The 18986-nt window shown below is 32.2% G+C and carries 20 protein-coding genes; 1 reads left to right on the top strand and 19 read right to left on the bottom strand.

Annotated features, from left to right (window positions below; all coding sequences use genetic code 11):
* Window positions 1-219: 219 nt before the first annotated feature.
* Window positions 220-1140, bottom strand: coding sequence for a hypothetical protein (locus PL77_RS31090; RefSeq protein ID WP_052444759.1), 921 nt, complete (start codon window positions 1138-1140; stop codon window positions 220-222).
* 488 nt (window positions 1141-1628) lie between these two features.
* Entirely contained in the window at window positions 1629-2288 is a 660-nt protein-coding gene (locus PL77_RS26520; RefSeq protein ID WP_044211979.1) for a hypothetical protein, read from the bottom strand.
* Window positions 2289-3370: 1082 nt separating this feature from the next.
* Here PL77_RS26520 and PL77_RS26515 point away from each other — a divergent pair.
* The gene (locus PL77_RS26515; protein WP_044211977.1) at window positions 3371-5326 is read left to right on the top strand and encodes an FAD-dependent oxidoreductase; all 1956 of its coding nucleotides are present in this window, start codon (window positions 3371-3373) and stop codon (window positions 5324-5326) included.
* Between the two features lie 67 nt (window positions 5327-5393).
* Here PL77_RS26515 and PL77_RS26510 read toward each other — a convergent pair whose 3' ends face one another.
* The 17 genes from PL77_RS26510 to PL77_RS26425 all read right to left on the bottom strand — a co-directional run bounded on the left by PL77_RS26510 (window position 5394) and on the right by PL77_RS26425 (window position 18365).
* Window positions 5394-5828, bottom strand: a complete 435-nt coding sequence (locus PL77_RS26510) for a hypothetical protein (protein WP_044211974.1) — start codon at window positions 5826-5828, stop codon at window positions 5394-5396.
* 65 nt (window positions 5829-5893) lie between these two features.
* Entirely contained in the window at window positions 5894-6397 is a 504-nt protein-coding gene (locus PL77_RS26505) for a hypothetical protein (protein WP_044211972.1), read from the bottom strand.
* 1149 nt (window positions 6398-7546) lie between these two features.
* Window positions 7547-8323 (bottom strand): N-acetyltransferase, encoded by a 777-nt coding sequence (locus PL77_RS26495; RefSeq protein ID WP_044211968.1) that lies wholly within the window; start codon window positions 8321-8323, stop codon window positions 7547-7549.
* A 50-nt stretch (window positions 8324-8373) separates the two neighbouring features.
* On the bottom strand, window positions 8374-8895 hold the full coding sequence (locus PL77_RS26490; protein WP_052444758.1) for a DinB family protein: 522 nt from the start codon (window positions 8893-8895) through the stop codon (window positions 8374-8376).
* 458 nt (window positions 8896-9353) lie between these two features.
* On the bottom strand, window positions 9354-9737 hold the full coding sequence (locus PL77_RS26485; protein ID WP_156152564.1) for a hypothetical protein: 384 nt from the start codon (window positions 9735-9737) through the stop codon (window positions 9354-9356).
* A gap of 23 nt (window positions 9738-9760) precedes the next feature.
* Entirely contained in the window at window positions 9761-10471 is a 711-nt protein-coding gene (locus tag PL77_RS26480; protein WP_156152563.1) for a hypothetical protein, read from the bottom strand.
* A 107-nt stretch (window positions 10472-10578) separates the two neighbouring features.
* On the bottom strand, window positions 10579-10926 hold the full coding sequence (locus PL77_RS26475; protein ID WP_044211961.1) for a VOC family protein: 348 nt from the start codon (window positions 10924-10926) through the stop codon (window positions 10579-10581).
* An 82-nt stretch (window positions 10927-11008) separates the two neighbouring features.
* Entirely contained in the window at window positions 11009-11617 is a 609-nt protein-coding gene (locus PL77_RS26470) for a hypothetical protein (protein WP_044211959.1), read from the bottom strand.
* Window positions 11614-11967, bottom strand: coding sequence for a PadR family transcriptional regulator (locus PL77_RS26465; protein WP_253274024.1), 354 nt, complete (start codon window positions 11965-11967; stop codon window positions 11614-11616). Before PL77_RS26465 ends, PL77_RS26470 begins: the two co-directional genes overlap by 4 nt.
* A gap of 289 nt (window positions 11968-12256) precedes the next feature.
* On the bottom strand, window positions 12257-12571 hold the full coding sequence (locus PL77_RS26460) for a hypothetical protein (protein ID WP_156152562.1): 315 nt from the start codon (window positions 12569-12571) through the stop codon (window positions 12257-12259).
* A gap of 90 nt (window positions 12572-12661) precedes the next feature.
* Window positions 12662-13132, bottom strand: a complete 471-nt coding sequence (locus PL77_RS26455; protein WP_044211952.1) for a hypothetical protein — start codon at window positions 13130-13132, stop codon at window positions 12662-12664.
* A gap of 35 nt (window positions 13133-13167) precedes the next feature.
* The gene (locus tag PL77_RS26450) at window positions 13168-13710 is read right to left on the bottom strand and encodes a hypothetical protein (protein WP_156152561.1); all 543 of its coding nucleotides are present in this window, start codon (window positions 13708-13710) and stop codon (window positions 13168-13170) included.
* Between the two features lie 139 nt (window positions 13711-13849).
* A complete protein-coding gene (locus PL77_RS26445; protein WP_044211948.1) occupies window positions 13850-14509 on the bottom strand; it encodes a DUF2459 domain-containing protein in 660 nt (219 codons plus the stop codon).
* 43 nt (window positions 14510-14552) lie between these two features.
* Window positions 14553-15464: a hypothetical protein gene (locus PL77_RS26440; RefSeq protein WP_044211946.1), complete on the bottom strand. Its 912-nt coding sequence runs from the start codon at window positions 15462-15464 to the stop codon at window positions 14553-14555.
* A gap of 190 nt (window positions 15465-15654) precedes the next feature.
* Window positions 15655-16068: an SMI1/KNR4 family protein gene (locus PL77_RS26435; protein ID WP_044211943.1), complete on the bottom strand. Its 414-nt coding sequence runs from the start codon at window positions 16066-16068 to the stop codon at window positions 15655-15657.
* Window positions 16069-16110: 42 nt separating this feature from the next.
* Window positions 16111-17430, bottom strand: a complete 1320-nt coding sequence (locus PL77_RS26430; protein ID WP_044211942.1) for an amidohydrolase family protein — start codon at window positions 17428-17430, stop codon at window positions 16111-16113.
* An 11-nt stretch (window positions 17431-17441) separates the two neighbouring features.
* Window positions 17442-18365: a hypothetical protein gene (locus PL77_RS26425; RefSeq protein ID WP_156152560.1), complete on the bottom strand. Its 924-nt coding sequence runs from the start codon at window positions 18363-18365 to the stop codon at window positions 17442-17444.
* Window positions 18366-18986 lie beyond the last annotated feature (621 nt).

Below are 18986 nucleotides of genomic sequence, written 5' to 3'. Positions count from 1 at the left end.
ATTCAAGGCTTTGAAGTCAAAAGCTAAATTCCATTTCTATCGCCTAAATGATTTTAAACTCGCTAAAGCTCAAACAAAAAAATCATTTTAACGGCTCTCGCGAATCTCAATACACTACTATTTGTCCTTCACAAAAGGAATTACTATAATTAATGAATTCTTAGTTTACAATGTACTAAATTACATCTAGCGGAAAGTAAACCAGCTTCTTCTCATTTTCTAACACCCAATGGTATCAAAGTAGGCTACAATTTTCACAAATTCATTTTCATCTGCTTTACTAGATAAAAAGAGATTTATTGAAGTAGCATTGTAATGTGAGGAAAGATCAAAAAGAAAATCTAGTTTTCCATCATTATCAATATCTCCAACCCAAAGTAATTGAGGCATGGCATCATCAAAGTTTGCACAAGCAAACAATAACTGAGGAGCCTTCGTCTTATTCTCGTTATCTATGAATAACCGATAATTGGCAATTTCATAGTAGTCGCCACCTAAAAGCTGTTTGTCTCCAGTAGCGTATAACTTTATTGTAGTGTTGTTATAATTCAAAATCGTAGAATCACCAGGAAGAGGGCATAGTATGTCTTTTAAAGAATCAATAGAATGAAGCGTTCTATCTTCTAAAGGAAAGTCTGAGAATAAAAACAAACAGTAATCTTTTTCATTCACACTTACCTTAACTGCCGAACTATCTCCTTCTGAATCTATAATAGGATCAAAATCTTTTTCAAAAGTAACATCTACATTTTTCAGATAATAATTAGATGAATCAGCAAAAACACCAACCCATTGTTTATTCGCGTAAGACTTCTTTATTTCATCTCCATGATAGGAACCTGTCTCTATTATATTAAAGAAATAATTAGCGTGTCTTTCGGGGTAATAATCTACAAAATTAGAATCGATCTCAAGTCTTTTTCTCTCCTCCATCACTTCTTCAACCACTTCCTCTTCCATCTGAGCACTATCTTCGACTATTTCAATGGCTTCTTTAACAACCTCGATGGTGTCAATATTTCTTACTTCCTGTACTACACTTGCTACTATGGGTACAGCAACAACTTCTGGCTTTTTTTGTTTTTTCTCACATGAAAAAAACGAAAAGAGAAAAATAATGATGAGTAGTTTGCGATACATTTCTGATGTTGATTTAGTAGAACAATATTAAATAGCACAATGTAAACTAAATTATCGTCAACTTTCAATCGGCCTTTTTGCAAGCATTTTTAGGATCAACTTTCAAGCTTCTTTCTTCTTCATTTTTGTCTTAACACAAAAACGAAGCAAAAAAGTCAAGGCTCTGAATGCAAAAACTAAATTCCATTTCTCTCGCCTAAATGATTTTAAACTCGCTAAAGCTCAAACAAAAAAATCATTTTTAACGGCTCAATACATGAAATTCTTAACGCTTTTCCCTTCAAGGCCGCCATAGAACTACCTAATATAAAGAGTAGTAATACCACTGGCTCGAATGTTAAGTGATAGCGTCATTCGTGTCCTACAGATCATCAGAAATCTCCCGACTTCTAAATGTTAAAATATTCGAAAACTTAGTTTACAGTGTAATAGCTTACCTCTTTAAAAATGAATAGTCATTTTACAGAAAAGAGGATACAAATGTAAATTTAGAATAATTTCTTTACAGGCAATCCTTGACTTTCTTTTTTAAATACATTCTCTAAATCTAAATCTTTCTGATGTTTAATATCAGTTGCTTCCGCTATAAATGATCCTTGAGAAAGATGATATATAAACTTTAAAGGAATAGCACCTGTTCTACTATAAATCTCTTCTATATAATTAAACTTTGCTCCCTTAAAATCTTCTTTATTGATGGCAGTAGCATTTTTTGCAAAAAAGATCTCTAACAAAAAACTTCGCTCTGGAATTGGAGAAGTAATTTCCAAGGTCAGTTTATCACATAGAATACCTAGTACTTTCTCAACATCTTCCTCTATTTCAGCAGAGGTTAACTTAGAGTTATTAGCCATTCTAGTATTAAAAAGGTATAAAGTATCATTGCCAAAATATTTAATACTGTGGATCAATGTTTCTGCATCAAAATAATCAAAGTCATAAGCTTTGTTATCGTAGGTCTGATAAAAACTACCGTTCTCAAAATAAAAAGTTGATTTTGAAATATCTCCTTTTTTAGAAATTTCACCTGTACCGTGAGTATCCTCGATGGCTTGTGTAGAATATTCTATTACGCCACTAAACTCATTTTGACAGAATGCATTTATTGAAAAAAATAGGATAATAAATAATGTCGAATAATATTTCATGAGGATCTTATTTTTATGATTGATCGAAGAAAAAATACACTGTAGACTAAGGTTTCGGTTATTTATGGTTTTGAGAGCTCAAAAGATTTCCGATGACCTAGTGGACACGAATGACACTAACGCTTAACATACGTACTATTGGAATTACTACTCTTGTAGTTTGGTAGTACCATCTCCAGCCTTGAAGGGAAAAGCGTTAAGAATTTCATGGAATGAGCCGTTAAAAATGATTTTGTTGTTTGAGCTCTAGCGAGTTTAAAATCATTTAGTCTCAAGGAATGAAATTTAGCTATTGACTTTTTTGCTTCGTTTTTGTGTTAAGACAAAAATAAAGAAGAAGGAACCCTGAAAGTACATCCAATAATATCTTGCAAAAAGACCAATTAAATGTTAACGATAACTTAGTTTACTGTGAGTTAAACTATATAAGCCATGTTAGAAATAACGTCCCCCATCAAGGCTTACAATTACTCCTTTATTAGTTATTGAAAAGTCCCTGTTTCTTTCTAGAAGAAGAATTTATAGCCAACGTTATCAATAGCAACTGCTTTAAAGTTTTCATTTTTCTTACTTGTTAGATTTGTTTATTAATTATTTTCTTGACGAGTTATAGCAATACACCAACTTATATTACTCTAAAATAGATTGAGAAAAGGGCTACAATTATTAAAAGTGGTATTCCAATGAAGGCTACATAAATTAATGTTTGAGTTTGCTATAAGAATTGAAATTTACTAATCATAATTAAATGATGAAAGGGGTATTCCATTTTTTATCTGCATTACAAAGAATTAATAAACCCACATTATTATTCTCCTATTTACCCACCTGTTTTTTTGAAAAGAGGATGTAAAATTGTTTCAAAATTCCCCAATATATTGACTTTTTAGAAATAAAATACTGAAATATACACTAGACTATGCTTGATCAAAACATTCAGAAAGTCTCCACCACCTCAAAAGACACTCTATATTAACTGAACAAGTACTCAATCTGTCATTTACTCCCTTGTATTTATACCAATTATAAAACTTCTTGAAACTCGAAATGAGAAATTTACAACTAACAATTATTACTTACTTATGAAAAGAAGGAAATTTTTTAAGAGCACAGTCAAAGGAGCATTAGGAGCAAGTATCCTTCCTTTACTGGGAAACTCTGATAGTGTGGACATTACTTCAACTTCTTCCAAAAACACTTCAACTTTAAAAAATAAATATAATCCCAAAGAGCAATGGCATCAGATGGGAACAGGTAAAAAACCAAGGCCTGACCGTCAGAAAACAATGGAATATGACGTGGTCATTGTAGGCGGTGGTGCTGCTGGAATGTGTGCCGCTATAAGTGCTGCTAGAAATGGAGCGAAAGTAGCTTTAATTCAAGACCGCCCTGTATTAGGAGGCAATTCATCTAGTGAAATTAGAGTGCACCTCAATGGAGTAAATCACCTGAAAGGAGGTGAACCAGAAAGAGAAACAGGGATTATTGAAGAAATACTTTTGCACAACCGTTTTCACAATCCTCAGGATTCCTATCCTGTATGGGACCATATTTTGTATGATTTTGTGACAAAAGAAAAAAATCTAGACCTCTATTTGAATACCTCTGCATTAAGGGCTGAAATGAAAGGGGATCGTATTGATGCGGTCTACTGCTGGCAACTTACTACAGAAACGGAATACACTTTCAAAGGTAAACAGTTTATAGATTGTTCTGGGGATGGTCTTCTAGGAGCTACTGCAGGGGCTTTTTATCGTACAGGTAGAGAAGGTGCTTCTGAATTTAATGAGAAATATGCCCCTAAAGAAGCCGACGGTTGGCAGATGGGTTCAACAATTCTACTAGGGTCAAAAAATATGGGTAAACCTATGCCCTTTGAAGCCCCTCATTTCACACTCCCTTATGAGGCTGAAAAGTCCCATAAAGGACGTAAGTTGATGCCTTTCGAATTGGGCTTTTGGTGGGTTGAGCTTGGAAGTGATGATGATATTATTGGGGAGTTTGAAGACAATAAACACACCCTGATGGGATATGCTTATGGTGTTTGGGATTATCTTAAAAACTCTGGTAAATATCCTGAAACTGAAAACTATGCCCTTGATTGGGTTTCTTCTCTTCCAGGAAAAAGGGAGTCAAGGAGGTTTATAGGAGATCATATATTAAGCGAACCTGATCTGCTCAACAATGTAGACTTTGAGGATGCAGTGGCTTATGGAGGATGGTCATTGGATGAACATAACCCAGGAGGTATGCTCAATTTGGAAGAACCTCCGAGTTATTTTCATGAAAAATTCAAAGAAGTTTATCAGATCCCATTTAGAAGTTTATACTCTATCAATGTTCCTAATTTATTGTTTGCAGGTAGAAACATTAGTCAAACACATATTGCATTGTCATCTTCAAGAATTATGGCTACTTGTGCATTGGAGGGGCAAGCTGTAGGAACGGCAGCGGCTTTATGTATTCAAAAATCAGTAATGCCGCGTACTTTGGGACAAAAACACATCAACGAACTTCAGGAGCAACTTCTTCGTGATGATGCTTTTATTCCAAACCGTCCAGCAAAAGATAAAAATGACCTTATTCAGAGCTCATCTAGTCTTTTTGCTTCAAGCACTTCTTCTGGGTCAGTGGAATCATTGAAGGACGGAATGTCCAGAGATTTTAAAGAAAAGGCACATCATTGGCAATCCAAAGGTCTTCCCGCAACTGTACAAATTGAGTGGAATCAAAAGCAAACGATCTCTAAAATTGAAGTAAAATGTGATACCAATGTCAAGAAAAACATTATGCTGAGAAGAGATAGTTTGGAAAATAAAACCTACTCTACTAAGGTACCTGAGGAATTGATGAAGGCATTAGAAGCAGAGGTTCGTGTGAAAGGAAAATGGGTAAAAGTAGCTGAAATCACAAAAAATAAAACGCGATTAGTCAAATTTGATTTTGATACCATAGAAGCTACTGCTATTCGTATCCACCTCAAAGAAACATATGGAGCAGTAAATGCTAAACTTTTTGAAGTGAGAGCTTACTCTTAGCTGTTAAAAGCTTCACCCTAAATCTATGGTTTAAAACATGAATTTAGGGTGAAGCTCCGAAAAAATACTATTTATTTCGAAATGAAATTCTAGTGCCTATCAAAGCTATAAAAACATCAAATAACAAATTAATTACAGATGAGGCTAGAATGATTAGAATAATAAAATAGGTGTAAAATATATTTTGATTTTGCTTTACTAGAATACCCTTATCCTTGATATAAATATCACTCATATAAAAGCTCACATCATTAAAATATAAAAATGAAGATCCTATTAATATTGAAATAAAACCACCTAATAATAATTGATAAATTGCTACTTTCTTTGATTTCTTTTGAACAAAATACGCAAATGGAACTCCCAAAATAATAGAAATCAATAGTATAGTAAATATTACAGCTCCTATATCTAAAAGGTCTTGAAGCCTAAAATAAGAAATGGAAAGAAGAGTAATACCAATAAACCAATAAATTGAAATCACCTTAAAAAATTGTTGCATTTTAATGTAAATAGTTTCTAAAAAATTAACGGTCCCCTATTTCCATAATTTCGACCTTGCCCTCATTATTTTTGAACTTCATTTCTCAGCTCAGCAGCATAAGCTTTTATGGACGGATGTGAAAAACCTTCAATGATAAGTAACCCAATAAATAAAATAGCAACAGAAAAAGCTATTCCTTTTAAAAAGGGAGAATGAATAAAAAGAATTACAATAATGGCTGCAATTGCAAAAGCAGCAAAAGTCAATTGATACGTTAAGAAACCTTTATCTACTTTTTCCATGCGTTCATACTCTGACTGAATAAATTCATTGCTACTTTTTTGAATAGCAATCTCACCTTCTTTAAGTATCTTATTATTGAAATTACCATAACCAAAACCACCAAAGATGATCAATAAACCTGTTACTAAAGCTCCCCATTTCATACCCGAAGCCAAAGGTGTTTTAGTCACAAAAAAAGTAATAATACCTGCTAATAATAATAACAGTGTACCTAATATAATAAAGTTGATCCCTACCCATTTTTGAGCTGAAGTGTAGGCTTCAAGAGATTGTAGAATATTCATTTTATGAAGGTTAAAATAATAAGGAAATTATTCAATACAATTTACTTAATTATTCTTGAAATAGATCTTTATAAAAAGGAAAGAACAAGATCAGGTTTATTCCTAAATGTACATCCACTGGCATCACTACACTGTAAACTAAATTATCGTCAACTTTTAATCAATCTTTCTTCAAGCATTGATAGGATCTACTTTCAAACTTCCTTCTTCTTCATTTTTGTCTTAACACAAAAACGAAGCAAAAAAGTCAAGGCTTTGAACGCAAAAGCTAAATTCCATTTCTCTCGCTTAAATGATTTTAAACTCGCTAAAGCTCAAACAGCAAAATCATTTTTTACGGCTCGCTCCATGAAATTCTTAATGCTTTTCCCCTCAAGGCCGAGGAAAGTACTGCCAAACGAATTGGGTAGAATGCCACTGGCGCGAATGTTAAGCGTTAGCGGCATTCGTGTCCTACAGATCAACAGAAATCTCCTGATTTCTAAAAATCATAAATATTCGAAAACTTAGTTTACAACGTACTTAATTATTCTTGAAATAGATCTTTATAAAAAGGAAAGAACAAGATCAGATTTATTACTAAATGTACATCCACTGGCATTACGGTCAATATTTTTTAGTATCATATGAAATACTATACTCTAGTCTTTGAATAGTACCTTAATGATTTTGAAGACACTAATAAAGACAAAATTATTATCAAGACGATCAATAAAACGATATGCGGTATGAAAAATCTTTAGCTACATTACTTAATACCATTATTTCAAATGGAATACTCAACAATGTAAAAACTATTAAAATGGTTCTCACATATCTCCATTTTAACAAAAGTCCAATGGCCAAAACAGATCCGATCACTCCAAATAGAGTAAAGTTACCCCTTTTCAATGAAAAATTTTCATTCATAATCTGTTGAATCAATTAGTTTTTAGATGTTATAATTTGATGTATAAGAAGCTTAAACTTATGATATTCATTCCTGTATTTTAGCGGAACTAGAATCTGAAAAGTGAATACCAGGTTTGAATTTTTCTTCTTAATTGTAGATAATCCTAATAAATCTGCTTTGTTATGATAAAGTAATTGAAAAGATCAAGAGATCAAACAAAATATGAGTCTATTTTATATGCATTACATTATTCTCTTTTAATGCTTTTTGGCTTTCTCTACTATTTTGTCAAAACGACTATCCATACAAACACTAATATCGGTCGTTACAAATTTTCCATCTAAAAAGAGACTAAAAATTGTTGCTGGTGAAGGTGCGTTTTGTGCTTCCTCCATGGTTTCAATTTTGATTACTTTGAGTGGTAAATTCCTATTGTGAGCCGTTTCAATAATTGAATTTTGAGCGTGAAACTCTGCAAATGGACATCTATTGGAATAATAAATTACAATTCCTTCTTTATGGCAACATTCACCACTTTTTACAGAGAGATTAAAAAACGGATCTTCTTCATTTTCAGAGAACTTCAGTACCAATAAACTAAACCCACTTGATGTTCGCTCTACTTCTACAAAACCTTGTTTCAGCAACCATTTTGTATCACTCATAAAATGGTATTTCTTTGTACCAACAACTGTCACAAGTCCAGCTTTTTTTTGCTTTTTAGCTTGATCAATCGCTGATTTTAATAGCGCTTTCCCGTAACCACTCTTTTTATATTTACCGGAAACCCAAAAACAATTAATATTTAAATAATTATTGGCTGTTATTGGAACCCAAGCACTTTCCGCTGGCCCATATTCGATAAAAACTTTTGCTCTTTCGTCCAGCTTCCTAAAAGTATAATCATTTTCAAACTCTTTTTTTAACCAGTCTTTTTTAGCTTGATAACTTTCCGCACATTTCTTATCAGATATAGCACAACAAATATGCTCTGAAGTAATATTTTCCGTATTTAGTTCAATAAAATTTCCCATTTTCAATCAGTTTTTGTCATGTAAAATTAGCTTACAGAGTAGTATAACACTTATTTATCTAGAGGCAAATATCTTTCATTTATCACATTTAAATGATGTATTTGATGAGCTGTAATAGTATAGGCAATGGCAGATAAAGGCATTTCATATTCAAAAAACTCACAAGTTGTATCAAGAATTTCTTGATTAAAAGAATCAAACATCATCTTCGAAGATTGACGTACAACCTTAAGTTCATTGATAAGTTGATCAATCGTTAATTCATCTGCATTGGAATGACTTGCCATAACTTCTTGATCATTTGCATCAGGTGTTGACCCTTCGTTTCGAGCAAAAATGATTGCCCTATAGCACCATATTCTTTCCCAATCAATAAGATGTTGTATAATTTTGTGGATCGACCATTTATTATCAGCATAAGTTTTCAAGCCGATTCTTTTCAATTGAGCAATATCAATACTGTTGATTTGATGAACACTTAATTGAAAAGCTTCATCTAGTGTTCTACCTTCATTAAGTTGATAAACATAGTCTAAAAATGCAGGATTTTGTTTTGGCTCTGATTTCTCCATTTATATTTCGATTGAAGTTGTCTATAATTTATGTTGGTTCATTGATCAAGTTAAAAAAATATAGTCAATATTTCTACTAGGTGTAATTTTAATGAAAGTATAGTTCCATAACTATAGATTCACTACGCTGTAAACTATATTTTAGTTATTTATAGTGCTTAGAAATCAGGAGATTTCTGATGACCTAAAGGACACGAATGACACTGACGCTTAACATTCGCGCCATTGAGCTTTCTACCATTTTAGTTTGGTAGTATTCCCCCTGGCATTGAGGGAAAAGAGACATTTAAATTAAACTTATTTTTACTTAATATTGAATTTTCAACTCATGTAATTGTTCCAACTCTGTATTGGTATAGGAAGTTATTTGTGTAGTTCTTCCACAGTGATTAGTCCAAAATTCATTCGAAGCGACAAGGTTATCCGCTTTTAACCTTAAAATAGAATGATAGAGTAAACTATTTGATGATCCATAAATTATGGTAGGATTTATTGACTTCAAAAGCAAAACCACAAGAAGCACTTCTTGGTGGTGTATAAATCGTAATTCGAGTATTAGGTGAGATATTTGAATTCTTAAATACAGACTTTACCTCCAATACAATTTTCTTTACAGGTAAACTTAATTTACTTTCAGAAACCTTCTGTTTTATACTAGATAGACTATCAGAATTAAAAGTTTCTTCAATAGGTACATAAGAAATCTCTACCACCTTACCCGTAAATACTACTTTAGCATTTTTAAAACTATTTTCAATATTACTAGGACCTGAACACTTACAAGCCATTGTTTGTACATTGAGTAATAGTAGTGCAAATAATACAATTGTTATGCTTTTCATTTCTATTGTTAGTTAACAGTGTTTTAATAAGAATCAGGAATTTCTATTTCAATTTCAATATCTTCTTCCTCTTCTTCAATGTCAATTACAACTGGTCCCTTTAACGCTCTTCTTAAAGCAACCTCTTTTTCGTTGGGGTAAAACCGTTTATCTTTTTTCATTTCATTTAAAATAAGAGGTAATTTGGTTTTATCCACCAAATAACTGTCATTCAATAAATCATACAACGAATGCCTACAGGAAAACTCTTGAAATATGCCCATCTTTGGACTAAAATAAAGAGTGGTTAAAGTATCCAATTGCTCTCTCTCAATACAGTCAATCTTTTTTTCCCTAAAAGAATAATATTTTTTCAATTCAAATTCTTCACCCTCTACCTTCAATTGCATTTCACTATCAAAAACATAATCTACTATATTACAGATTGTATCATTAATAAAAAAAGTTGAACTCAACTGATTTGAAGTTTGATTGAAATTATACTCTGAAAAGCCTTGTGGATGCCATTGGTATCTGAAAATTTTTGAATCCTGATGCTGTTCTACAGACAAGAATACCTCTCTCTGTTTATTAAAAAAAGATGCACTTTCTAAAACTCCTTTTGTCTCTAATTGAATAAAACCTTCTACTATTTCAGGTTTTGAATTGGCGATTTGATCCGACCTTGTACAACTAAAAGTCATAATAATCAGGTTAAGAATAAAAATACGCTGAAATTGTAATTGATAATTCATAAGGTAGAGCTGATTAGTTTGCTTTGACTATCTGAAATCAAGATAGCTATTTATTACCTATTATTTTCAACAGAGACAAGAAGTAACTCATTTTAACGAAAAATATTTTATCTATTCTTCAACTCGATTTTCCTACCGTCTAAATCTTGGATAACAGCAACCAACCCCCATTCAGTTTCTTTTATCTCTTGGGTGATTTTCCAATCCGAATCTTTGATGCTATCTATCACTTCATGTAAATTATCAACTTCGAAACCCAATCGAAGAGACCCATCCGCTTTATCCATCGATTTAGTAAAGGGATAGATTTCAAATACAAATCCGTCCACTTCTGAAGCAAAATGAAAGGGACCATTACCATGTTTATGATAATCGAAAGTAAGTCCAAGCATTTTATACTGTTCGACAAGAAGTTGAGGTTCTTTGGTTCTAATGACAACTAGATTGAGCTTCATTTTTTATCTATTTTCAAAGTATTTTAATTTTACTGTATTAGTCCAGAACCAAGCAATTCAGTGCATGTATCAATATAAGGGTTTAGGCAATTGATTTTTTATACATAGTGAAGAAATAGAAGGGAAGAAACCCGAATGCAAAAAGGAAAGCACCGAATAACAATAACAGGTCAGCCCCTTGCAAATGCATCATTTTGAAAACGGCTGAAAGTCCCGTGATCACCGCCGCAGCAACTCCCAATATAAATTTTAATCGTACTGAAATAGTCTTAGAAAGTATCACCTTATATCGATCTATGGCCAATAAGGGAATAAACACTAGCAACAATACTAAGAATCCTAACATAAAGAGTTCTGTGGCAAAAGCCATATGGAGCAGTTTAAATGTTATACCTGCAGTGAGTGCTACTGCTCCAAGAAGTCCGGTTAAATACGTTAATTTTTTCATCATTATTATGCGTTTAGAGTTAAGTAAAAAAACGGTTTTGTTTTGTATCTCCAACAACCCATCAGGAGCTAAATCTAGAATTGCCTGCTCAAAAGATTGATCAAAAGGTTTACCCTTTCCCAATTCAGATTCAACAACACAACATAAATGATCTATGATATCATCCCGCAGTGTCTGAATTTTCAATCCTTGTGCATCAACATATTCTTCGATTGCTTTTTCTTGTTCACTATTTAATTTCATGTGATATTTAATTCTGAGAAAACAAGCTTATTCAGGGTAGCTAAGAAGTCCTTTAATTCCTCTAAAGAACGGTTTTTTTCAACTTTACCTTCAGGTGTAAGGAAGTAATATTTTCTTACTCGCTTTCCTATATATTCTGCCTGATAAGAAAGAAGACCCTCCTTAGTCATTTTTTGTAAAGCAGGATATAACGAACCATCTTTTAATAAGATCTTACCTTCAGATTGTTCTTTTACATGCTGGAAAATTTCGTAACCATACATTTTCCCTTTTTCCGACAATAAGTTTAAAATGATTGCGGAAAGTGTCCCTTTGAGTAGTTCTTTTGAATACATAGAGTAAATATACATAATTTATCAATACATCGTAATTCTATGTATTGTATTGTGATATTTCATAGAAAAATAAAATTACATTTACATGCTATATATCAGTTGATTAGCAAACTTTTAAAAAAAAGAATAAATACACTGTAAACTAAGTTTTCGTCAACTTTTAATCTATATTTCTACTAGATTTTATAGGGTCTACTTTCATAAAGATCAGCAGAAATCTCCTGATTTCTAAACACTTTAAATATTCGAAAACTTAGTTTACAATGTAATAAATCACTGGTTTTATTAGTAATGATGATAATTTTTAGTCTTCGATTTGATCAATAAATTCAATTCCACCTACTCTTCCACCTTTCAATATATCCAATATAATAGTCCCTTCCGTGTTGTGCTCTAAGACAATATTTTCATCAAATTGCCAATCTGATCCTATTTGATTAGGTTTTTCAGCTGAAACAAAATAAATATAAGGTTGTATGAGCCACTTTCTAATTTTAGAGTTTTTTAAATCCTCAATTAGATCCTCTCTTTCGGGTTCTTGTTCCTTCAGTAGTGCAATGATTTGCTCAGTATAAAACTCTCTTTTCTGCATTTGTATGGAAGAACAACTTAGGTTCATTTTAAAATTGACCTAAATGTACTATACAATTCTCATTGATGAATACTATTAAAGATAAAAAATCAATTACACTTCCATGTCCACCTGAAATCAATGGTTAGTTTTTGATTCCATTTCCCACATTCCGGATGAAGAATACTCTTTATTTTCGAATTCGTACCTTGTGGTCCACTGTCCAATAAACTTATTCATATCTTGATAGTAATGCCCTACATATTTGGTCAAGACAGGAGAACCTATTCCCTCTTTTTTAGATACCTTACCCTGCTCATCCAAGAGATACGAATACCTAGAAAGCTTTTGAAATTCAATTTTATTATCTATTAATTTTCCATACACTACAATCTGATCCTCAATTTCGCCAGTAATTATTTCTTCAGATACAAAGCCTTCAAAATTATCGCCTTTCAGCATTAATTCCATATCAAAGTGAAATTTCCGGTTCCTAAGTAATTGAGGTGAGGCTAGAGAATAGGTATAAAATCCATTCCACTTTCCTTCAAGATCAATCTCAATAGGTGTAGAACTCAACCACTTTTTTAGTGTATTAATAATTTGCATTCAAACTGTTATTTGATGTTGAAGTAACTTCACAATTAATGAAAAAGATTCTCCTTTTCCTCCTCTTGTAGACTAAAAGTTGAAAGTATTTTTTGAGTTTCCTCAGTGCGGCTTTCAATAGGTTCAGTAACAATTATTGAATAGAAAGATGTTTTATAGTCAAAGAAGTAATGAGTTTGCAGAATGTTTTTATCGATCAATTCATAAACAACCTTTTTACAATGCACTTTATTGAGGTCTACACTCTCTAATGGCTCCTGTAATTTATAATTTTCTTTTTGACTAAGCATATAATTGATACCAGTATAGTATTCGGAAAAACTCTCTATTTCTCTTAGTCTTAGTTCCATAGAATCCATCCCAATCAATAATATATTGGATTGTGAACCTTGAAATAAATCATTGTCAGCAATACCGAATAATACTGTAGAATGATCAAGTTCTTTCCAATTGGATGGATACTGAAACGAGATCCCTAAATAATTAAAATCTATCATTTGTACCTCCTCCTTTTCCAAACAGCTTTGAAAAAGTACAAAGATTAACATAAAAAGAAGAAGTGGATTGTTTTTGTTCATGTTTGTTAGATTAAGTTCTGTCACCAAGTTTTCACACACAATAATTATACTAGTAACAAGTCAAAAAGATTGTGAACTATGTTCTAGTCAGTTTCCAATAGAACTTTTTACATGATTTTATAGAAACTACTTTCTAGCTTCATTCTTCTTCATTTTTGTATTTATCCATTAATCCAAAATCAAAAGGAGTCCACAAACATGCCTTCAATCCGCTTTGCAGAAATCCAGTGTTCACCCAACTATTACATGTTTTAAAACACGAATAACTACCCTTTGCTTTATAGAAATTATCGATTGATGAATAACCTTGATTCTCTAAAAGTATTTTCTTTCCAGCTTGACTTGTTTGAAATGATAGTTGTATGTAAGTATTAAGTTTAGTCAATTCGGGTTCTGATACTTTAATTTCAATCCAATTCGAAAGTCTATATCGATAACGAGTCACATGCATTAGCGTTGAACTTTTAAGGAATAGTGCCGTAAAAGCATTATCAAACGTAAGATCCCCCCATGTTGGCGTATTAATATAAAAGTTCTCATCTCCCCAACCAAAAGATAAATAATGATCCGTTGACTCATACTTTAAGTTTGATAGCAGCTCTGTATCCATTGTTTTAATTGGCAATACTATATCCAAGTGAACTCCGTTTGTGGTCAAGTATATCGATTTATCTTTCACCTCACCATCAGCTTTGCGATCAATTGTAATGGAAGACAGTAGTAAGGAAATAACGAAATAAAACACTGGTGTTGACAAAAGAGCAAATCCCCATTTTACAATTCTAATACTTAATTTCATAACCTTACTTTCACTTTATGGATAGGATGATTTTACAAATGAATTATTTTATGTCTGCTTTCACTTTTTCTAAATCTTGAACTACTTGAGGAATTACAAATTTCCAATACTTCTCATCAAGAATTATAGAATTTCTGATAAGGTTGATTCGTTCCTCCTCATCATTATTATGAGATTGATAATAATACACAAGAAGACGTAAATATTCAGTAAAAAATTCCTTTTTAAAACTATCATACTCTTTATTCAATGCAATTATTACACTAAAATCCTCTTTAGCCAGAGTATTGTAGAAATAAAACTTTTTTCCTTCAAATAATGGGTATTGGTTAAAATAACTTCTTGCTTTTGAATAGTCTGAACCATTACTAAAACCGATCATTTCACTAAAAATTTCAAAACGATAAGTATTTAGGCAAGCCATAAAAAATATGTTTTTCTCTTCAGAAGTTTTTAGTTTCAGCTTTCTAAAGTTGACCTCATATTGAGCTAGACTCATCTTTTGATTTTTACCTTGAAAAGAAGAAAAAAGCATATCATAGTAAATATACAACAACTGTTTATTCGTCCTTTCCTCATTCTTTATTTCATCAAACACTTCTTGATATTTAAGTTGCCTTTCTTCTCCCTTTAATTGATCAAATCTGTAGAATTTTTGATACAAGCGAAAGGTAAAATTGAAATGATATAAATCGATCTCTTTTGGCTTTTCTAAAAAACGTTGAGAAATTAATTCATTTGGGCTCGAAAAACTCAGTACCAAAAAATCTTTGACAAATTGTAATTTTTTCGACTTCACCGTATTCAACTTATCAATAACCTCTTGGTCTGCTTTACTATTATTGTGAATCTCATTATCTATGATTTCTGCTAATGTTATTAAGTCATCATCATAATTTTGTGCATAAATATTTGAAGTAGCAAAGAGTAAAAATAAAAAGATGAAATTTTTCATTTAATTAGATATAATAAAGTAAGAGTTTGCTTTGAAGAAATACCTCAATAGATAATTTTTCAAACATGTATGAGGTAAATTCCACCTTAATTTAATGATGCAAAAATCTATTTACTCTTAAAAAATGATGCAACAAAAGGGTGTAAAATTATTGGCACCATAAAAGAAATATATTTTCAACATCCTTCCTTTATTTCACTGAAAGCGTTTGTATAAATTCTTTATAACTTTCTGCTATTTTTTCCCAACCTCCTTTATCACTAAGCCAAATTACAGAGGGTTGTTTTAGACTAGATCGAAAGTCTAAGCATAATGGCACATCATAATCAAGGTTGCCTATGACAAGCATTTTTTCATAATCTAAAATACCGGGTTCCAAGCCTTCTTTTTGTTGACCAATCCAATAAGATTCTTCTTGGTTTTCATCTTCATAACAAAGTTTTTTCACTCCTGTAGTTTCGTCTATTATGGTCTTTTCTGCAAAAAGATGAATTTTATGGAATCCACGTATCCCATAATTAGAAGTTAAAATCGTGTCTATGTTATCCAAAACTAGATTCTCCTGAGGTATCAGAGGTTCTTCCTTAATGAATTGACTAAGCATCTATTTCTTCTTTTGTTTGATTAATTTATCAACTACTACTCTTTAATAATTCAAGTATCTATCAGGGTTTATACGACTCATTTGTTCCATATAATCACCAAGATGTACTTTTGCTTTTTCCAAAAGTGCTGACTCTTGATTCTCTTGTTCTGTCATATAGAAATCTGTTCCAAAAAGTACTCGATCGCTCAGAGAATTGCCCTTTTCATCCTTAGAATCTAACCAATCCTTTATTTTATTAGTGAAATCCGAATCATTTAACCGGTACAATGTATAAGAAATATCAGTATACAATGAAGGATAATCTATCATTAACTGTTTGGTAAGCGAAGCCCAATTATAACCATCATTCTCTATGATTTTTCTCGCTTTCTTATTTTTGATCTCTTCTAATGTAGAATTCATCAAATCAATTTGATCATCACCTCCCATATGTGCTAGACAAATTTTCAGTTTAGGGTATTTGAGCATTATGGGCACATAATTTTGTGGATGTCCAAAAAGATCACATGCCATATCGTTGGCACCCTTTGTATTATTTTTGATCCATTTTACTTCGTAGTATTTCTCTATTCTTTTATGAATTTCTTTCTTTACCTCTTCAAATGTAGCATGATTTGAATTAGGTTCAATCATCTCTACTTTTCGAGGGATTAAGCTCTCAATGTTATCACCAACATAAAGTGAACCTACTCTAGTACAGTGTGTCATAATAGGAATTCCATTTTCTTCTGCATAAGCGTAAAGCTCGTCTAATCGAGGATCAAAAGGGAAAAAACCTAAAGCGGGATATAGTTTAATTCCTGAAAAGTAAGGTCTTACACTACCTGATTTTGGACTTCTTATCCCTTTTTCAAAATACTTCTTAATCCAATTGACTAATTGTTCACCTGCATACGCTCTTGGGTCAGCACAAACAAAAGGAAAGAAGTTATCTGGATATTCCTTTTTAATGCTTTTAAGTTCTTCCAATTGTGTATTGAAACGTACGGGAGGAAGCAGCTTATTATCCATATAATCCATATTCAAACTCAAACCTATTAGTTGAACATCACTATATTCGGAATGATAGAGTTCATAAGGTGACATGAAAACTTCCTGCTGCGTTCGTTTGGTTCCTTCTTCTAAAAACGAAAGGTATTTATGAAGTGATTTACGTTGATGACTGCCAATATTGCCCCACTTCGCCATTCGGTCTAGCATAACGATCAACTTTCGGACGGCGTTTTTATCTATTATTTTTTTAAGTGTTTTCGGATATTTCCTTAGTAAACGATTCGGAATGATTTTCAAAAAGCTATCAGGTGCACATTTCGTAGTGAAGACGTGAATATGTACGTTTGTAAAAGGTAGTTTTTTCATTGTATTTCTATTTAGTTTTTAGGTTTTTTACCCGAACGTCTAAAATTGATAAAACGGTCTAATAGATCAAACCAGAATGGTGCTCCAAAACTTAACATAAAACCGCTCATGATTATACCCAAACCATACAAAAAGTAATCTTGTGCACAAGGAGTGTAATTGCGTTTGTAGACATATTGTTTCAAATTATCATCCTTTACACTCACCGGGGCCTTATGAAAAATCCAACTTAGTGGAGCAGTTTCACAAGACCATCCCAAAGGTAGTTTCAGTTCATCAATCGTTTCAAGTTGGCTTTTTACATCTTTGATAAACTTTTCATTGCTTGTATTTTTTTCTCTGTTTGGATTGTTATCATTGAATTTTTCTGCTTCAGAAACTACTTGTGCTAAAAGATGATTGTCTTGATTAAAACTTTTGACCATGTGAATACTATCAAAATTCAAAAAGAGAGTCAGTGCAAAACCAACAATCATTAGTTTATTTTTTTGGCTTGATTGATACCACCCAGAAACGCGGTCCATATAAGCATTGTACCAGTCTTCTATGAAAACTAATAGTTTCTCTCGATCTCCATTGGAACGTGTATAAAAAGACCAAAGCAATTCTTTAAGTGTACTATAATTCATTTCTTGTACACTTTTCTCAAAAAGAGCCATTGTATCTGTAGATAGCCTTTGGTTGGGATTCTTTTCTTGATATTTCACCTTTCCATCTGTTTCATCACGATGTCGGACAATGTCAATTTCCTCGTCATATTGTTGACTGATGATATCAAAAAGGGCTTGACTAAACATCTTAGAGCTGATGTATTGTGGTGGTCTTTTATTGGTATTATTTCCCATTCCACCGACTAAAGGATGGTTAAATAATAAGTGACCATATTGGAGGTTGGAGGGGTCGTCTAACATCTGAATTAGTGCTTTTTTTAGCATTTCTCCCCTAGCCTTAGTTATATGATTTATCCACTCCAAAATAGTAGATACCAAAATACTTAGAAGAGCATATACAAAGCACATGGCTATGAGAAGCTCAATAAAAGAAAGAGATAAAAAATCCATGAGATTCGTTGTTTGTTATGAATAATAGTTACTTGTCATAGTCAAAATTCATTCTACATCAAATGAATTTTTGACATGCTTAAACGTAAGTAGCTGATTGTTGCTTTACATTTTAATTGATCTTAGACCTAAAGTTTGTTTAAGTATAAAAATAGGAATGATTTAGGAAAATGAAAGTGATTGAAAATTACTACATTGTAAACTAAATTACTGTCAACTTTCAATCGTTTTTTCTGCAAACTTTTTATGTTCTACTTTCAAACTTCCTTCTTCTTTATTTTGTCTTGAAACAAAAACGAAGCAAAAAAATCAAGGCTTAGAAGTCAAAACTAAATTCCATTTCACTCGCCTAAATGATTTTAAACTCACTCTGCTCAAACAAGAAAATCATTTTTAACGGCTCAATCCATGAAATTCTTAACGCTTTTCCCTTCAAGGCCGAGGGGAGCACTACCCAATGAATAGAGTAGAAAGCCCACTGGCGCGAATGTTAAG

It is taken from the genome of Flammeovirga sp. OC4 (assembly GCF_000812565.1).
Classification (GTDB): Bacteria; Bacteroidota; Bacteroidia; order Cytophagales; family Flammeovirgaceae; genus Flammeovirga.
This window is presented reverse-complemented; position numbering and strand designations above follow the sequence as displayed.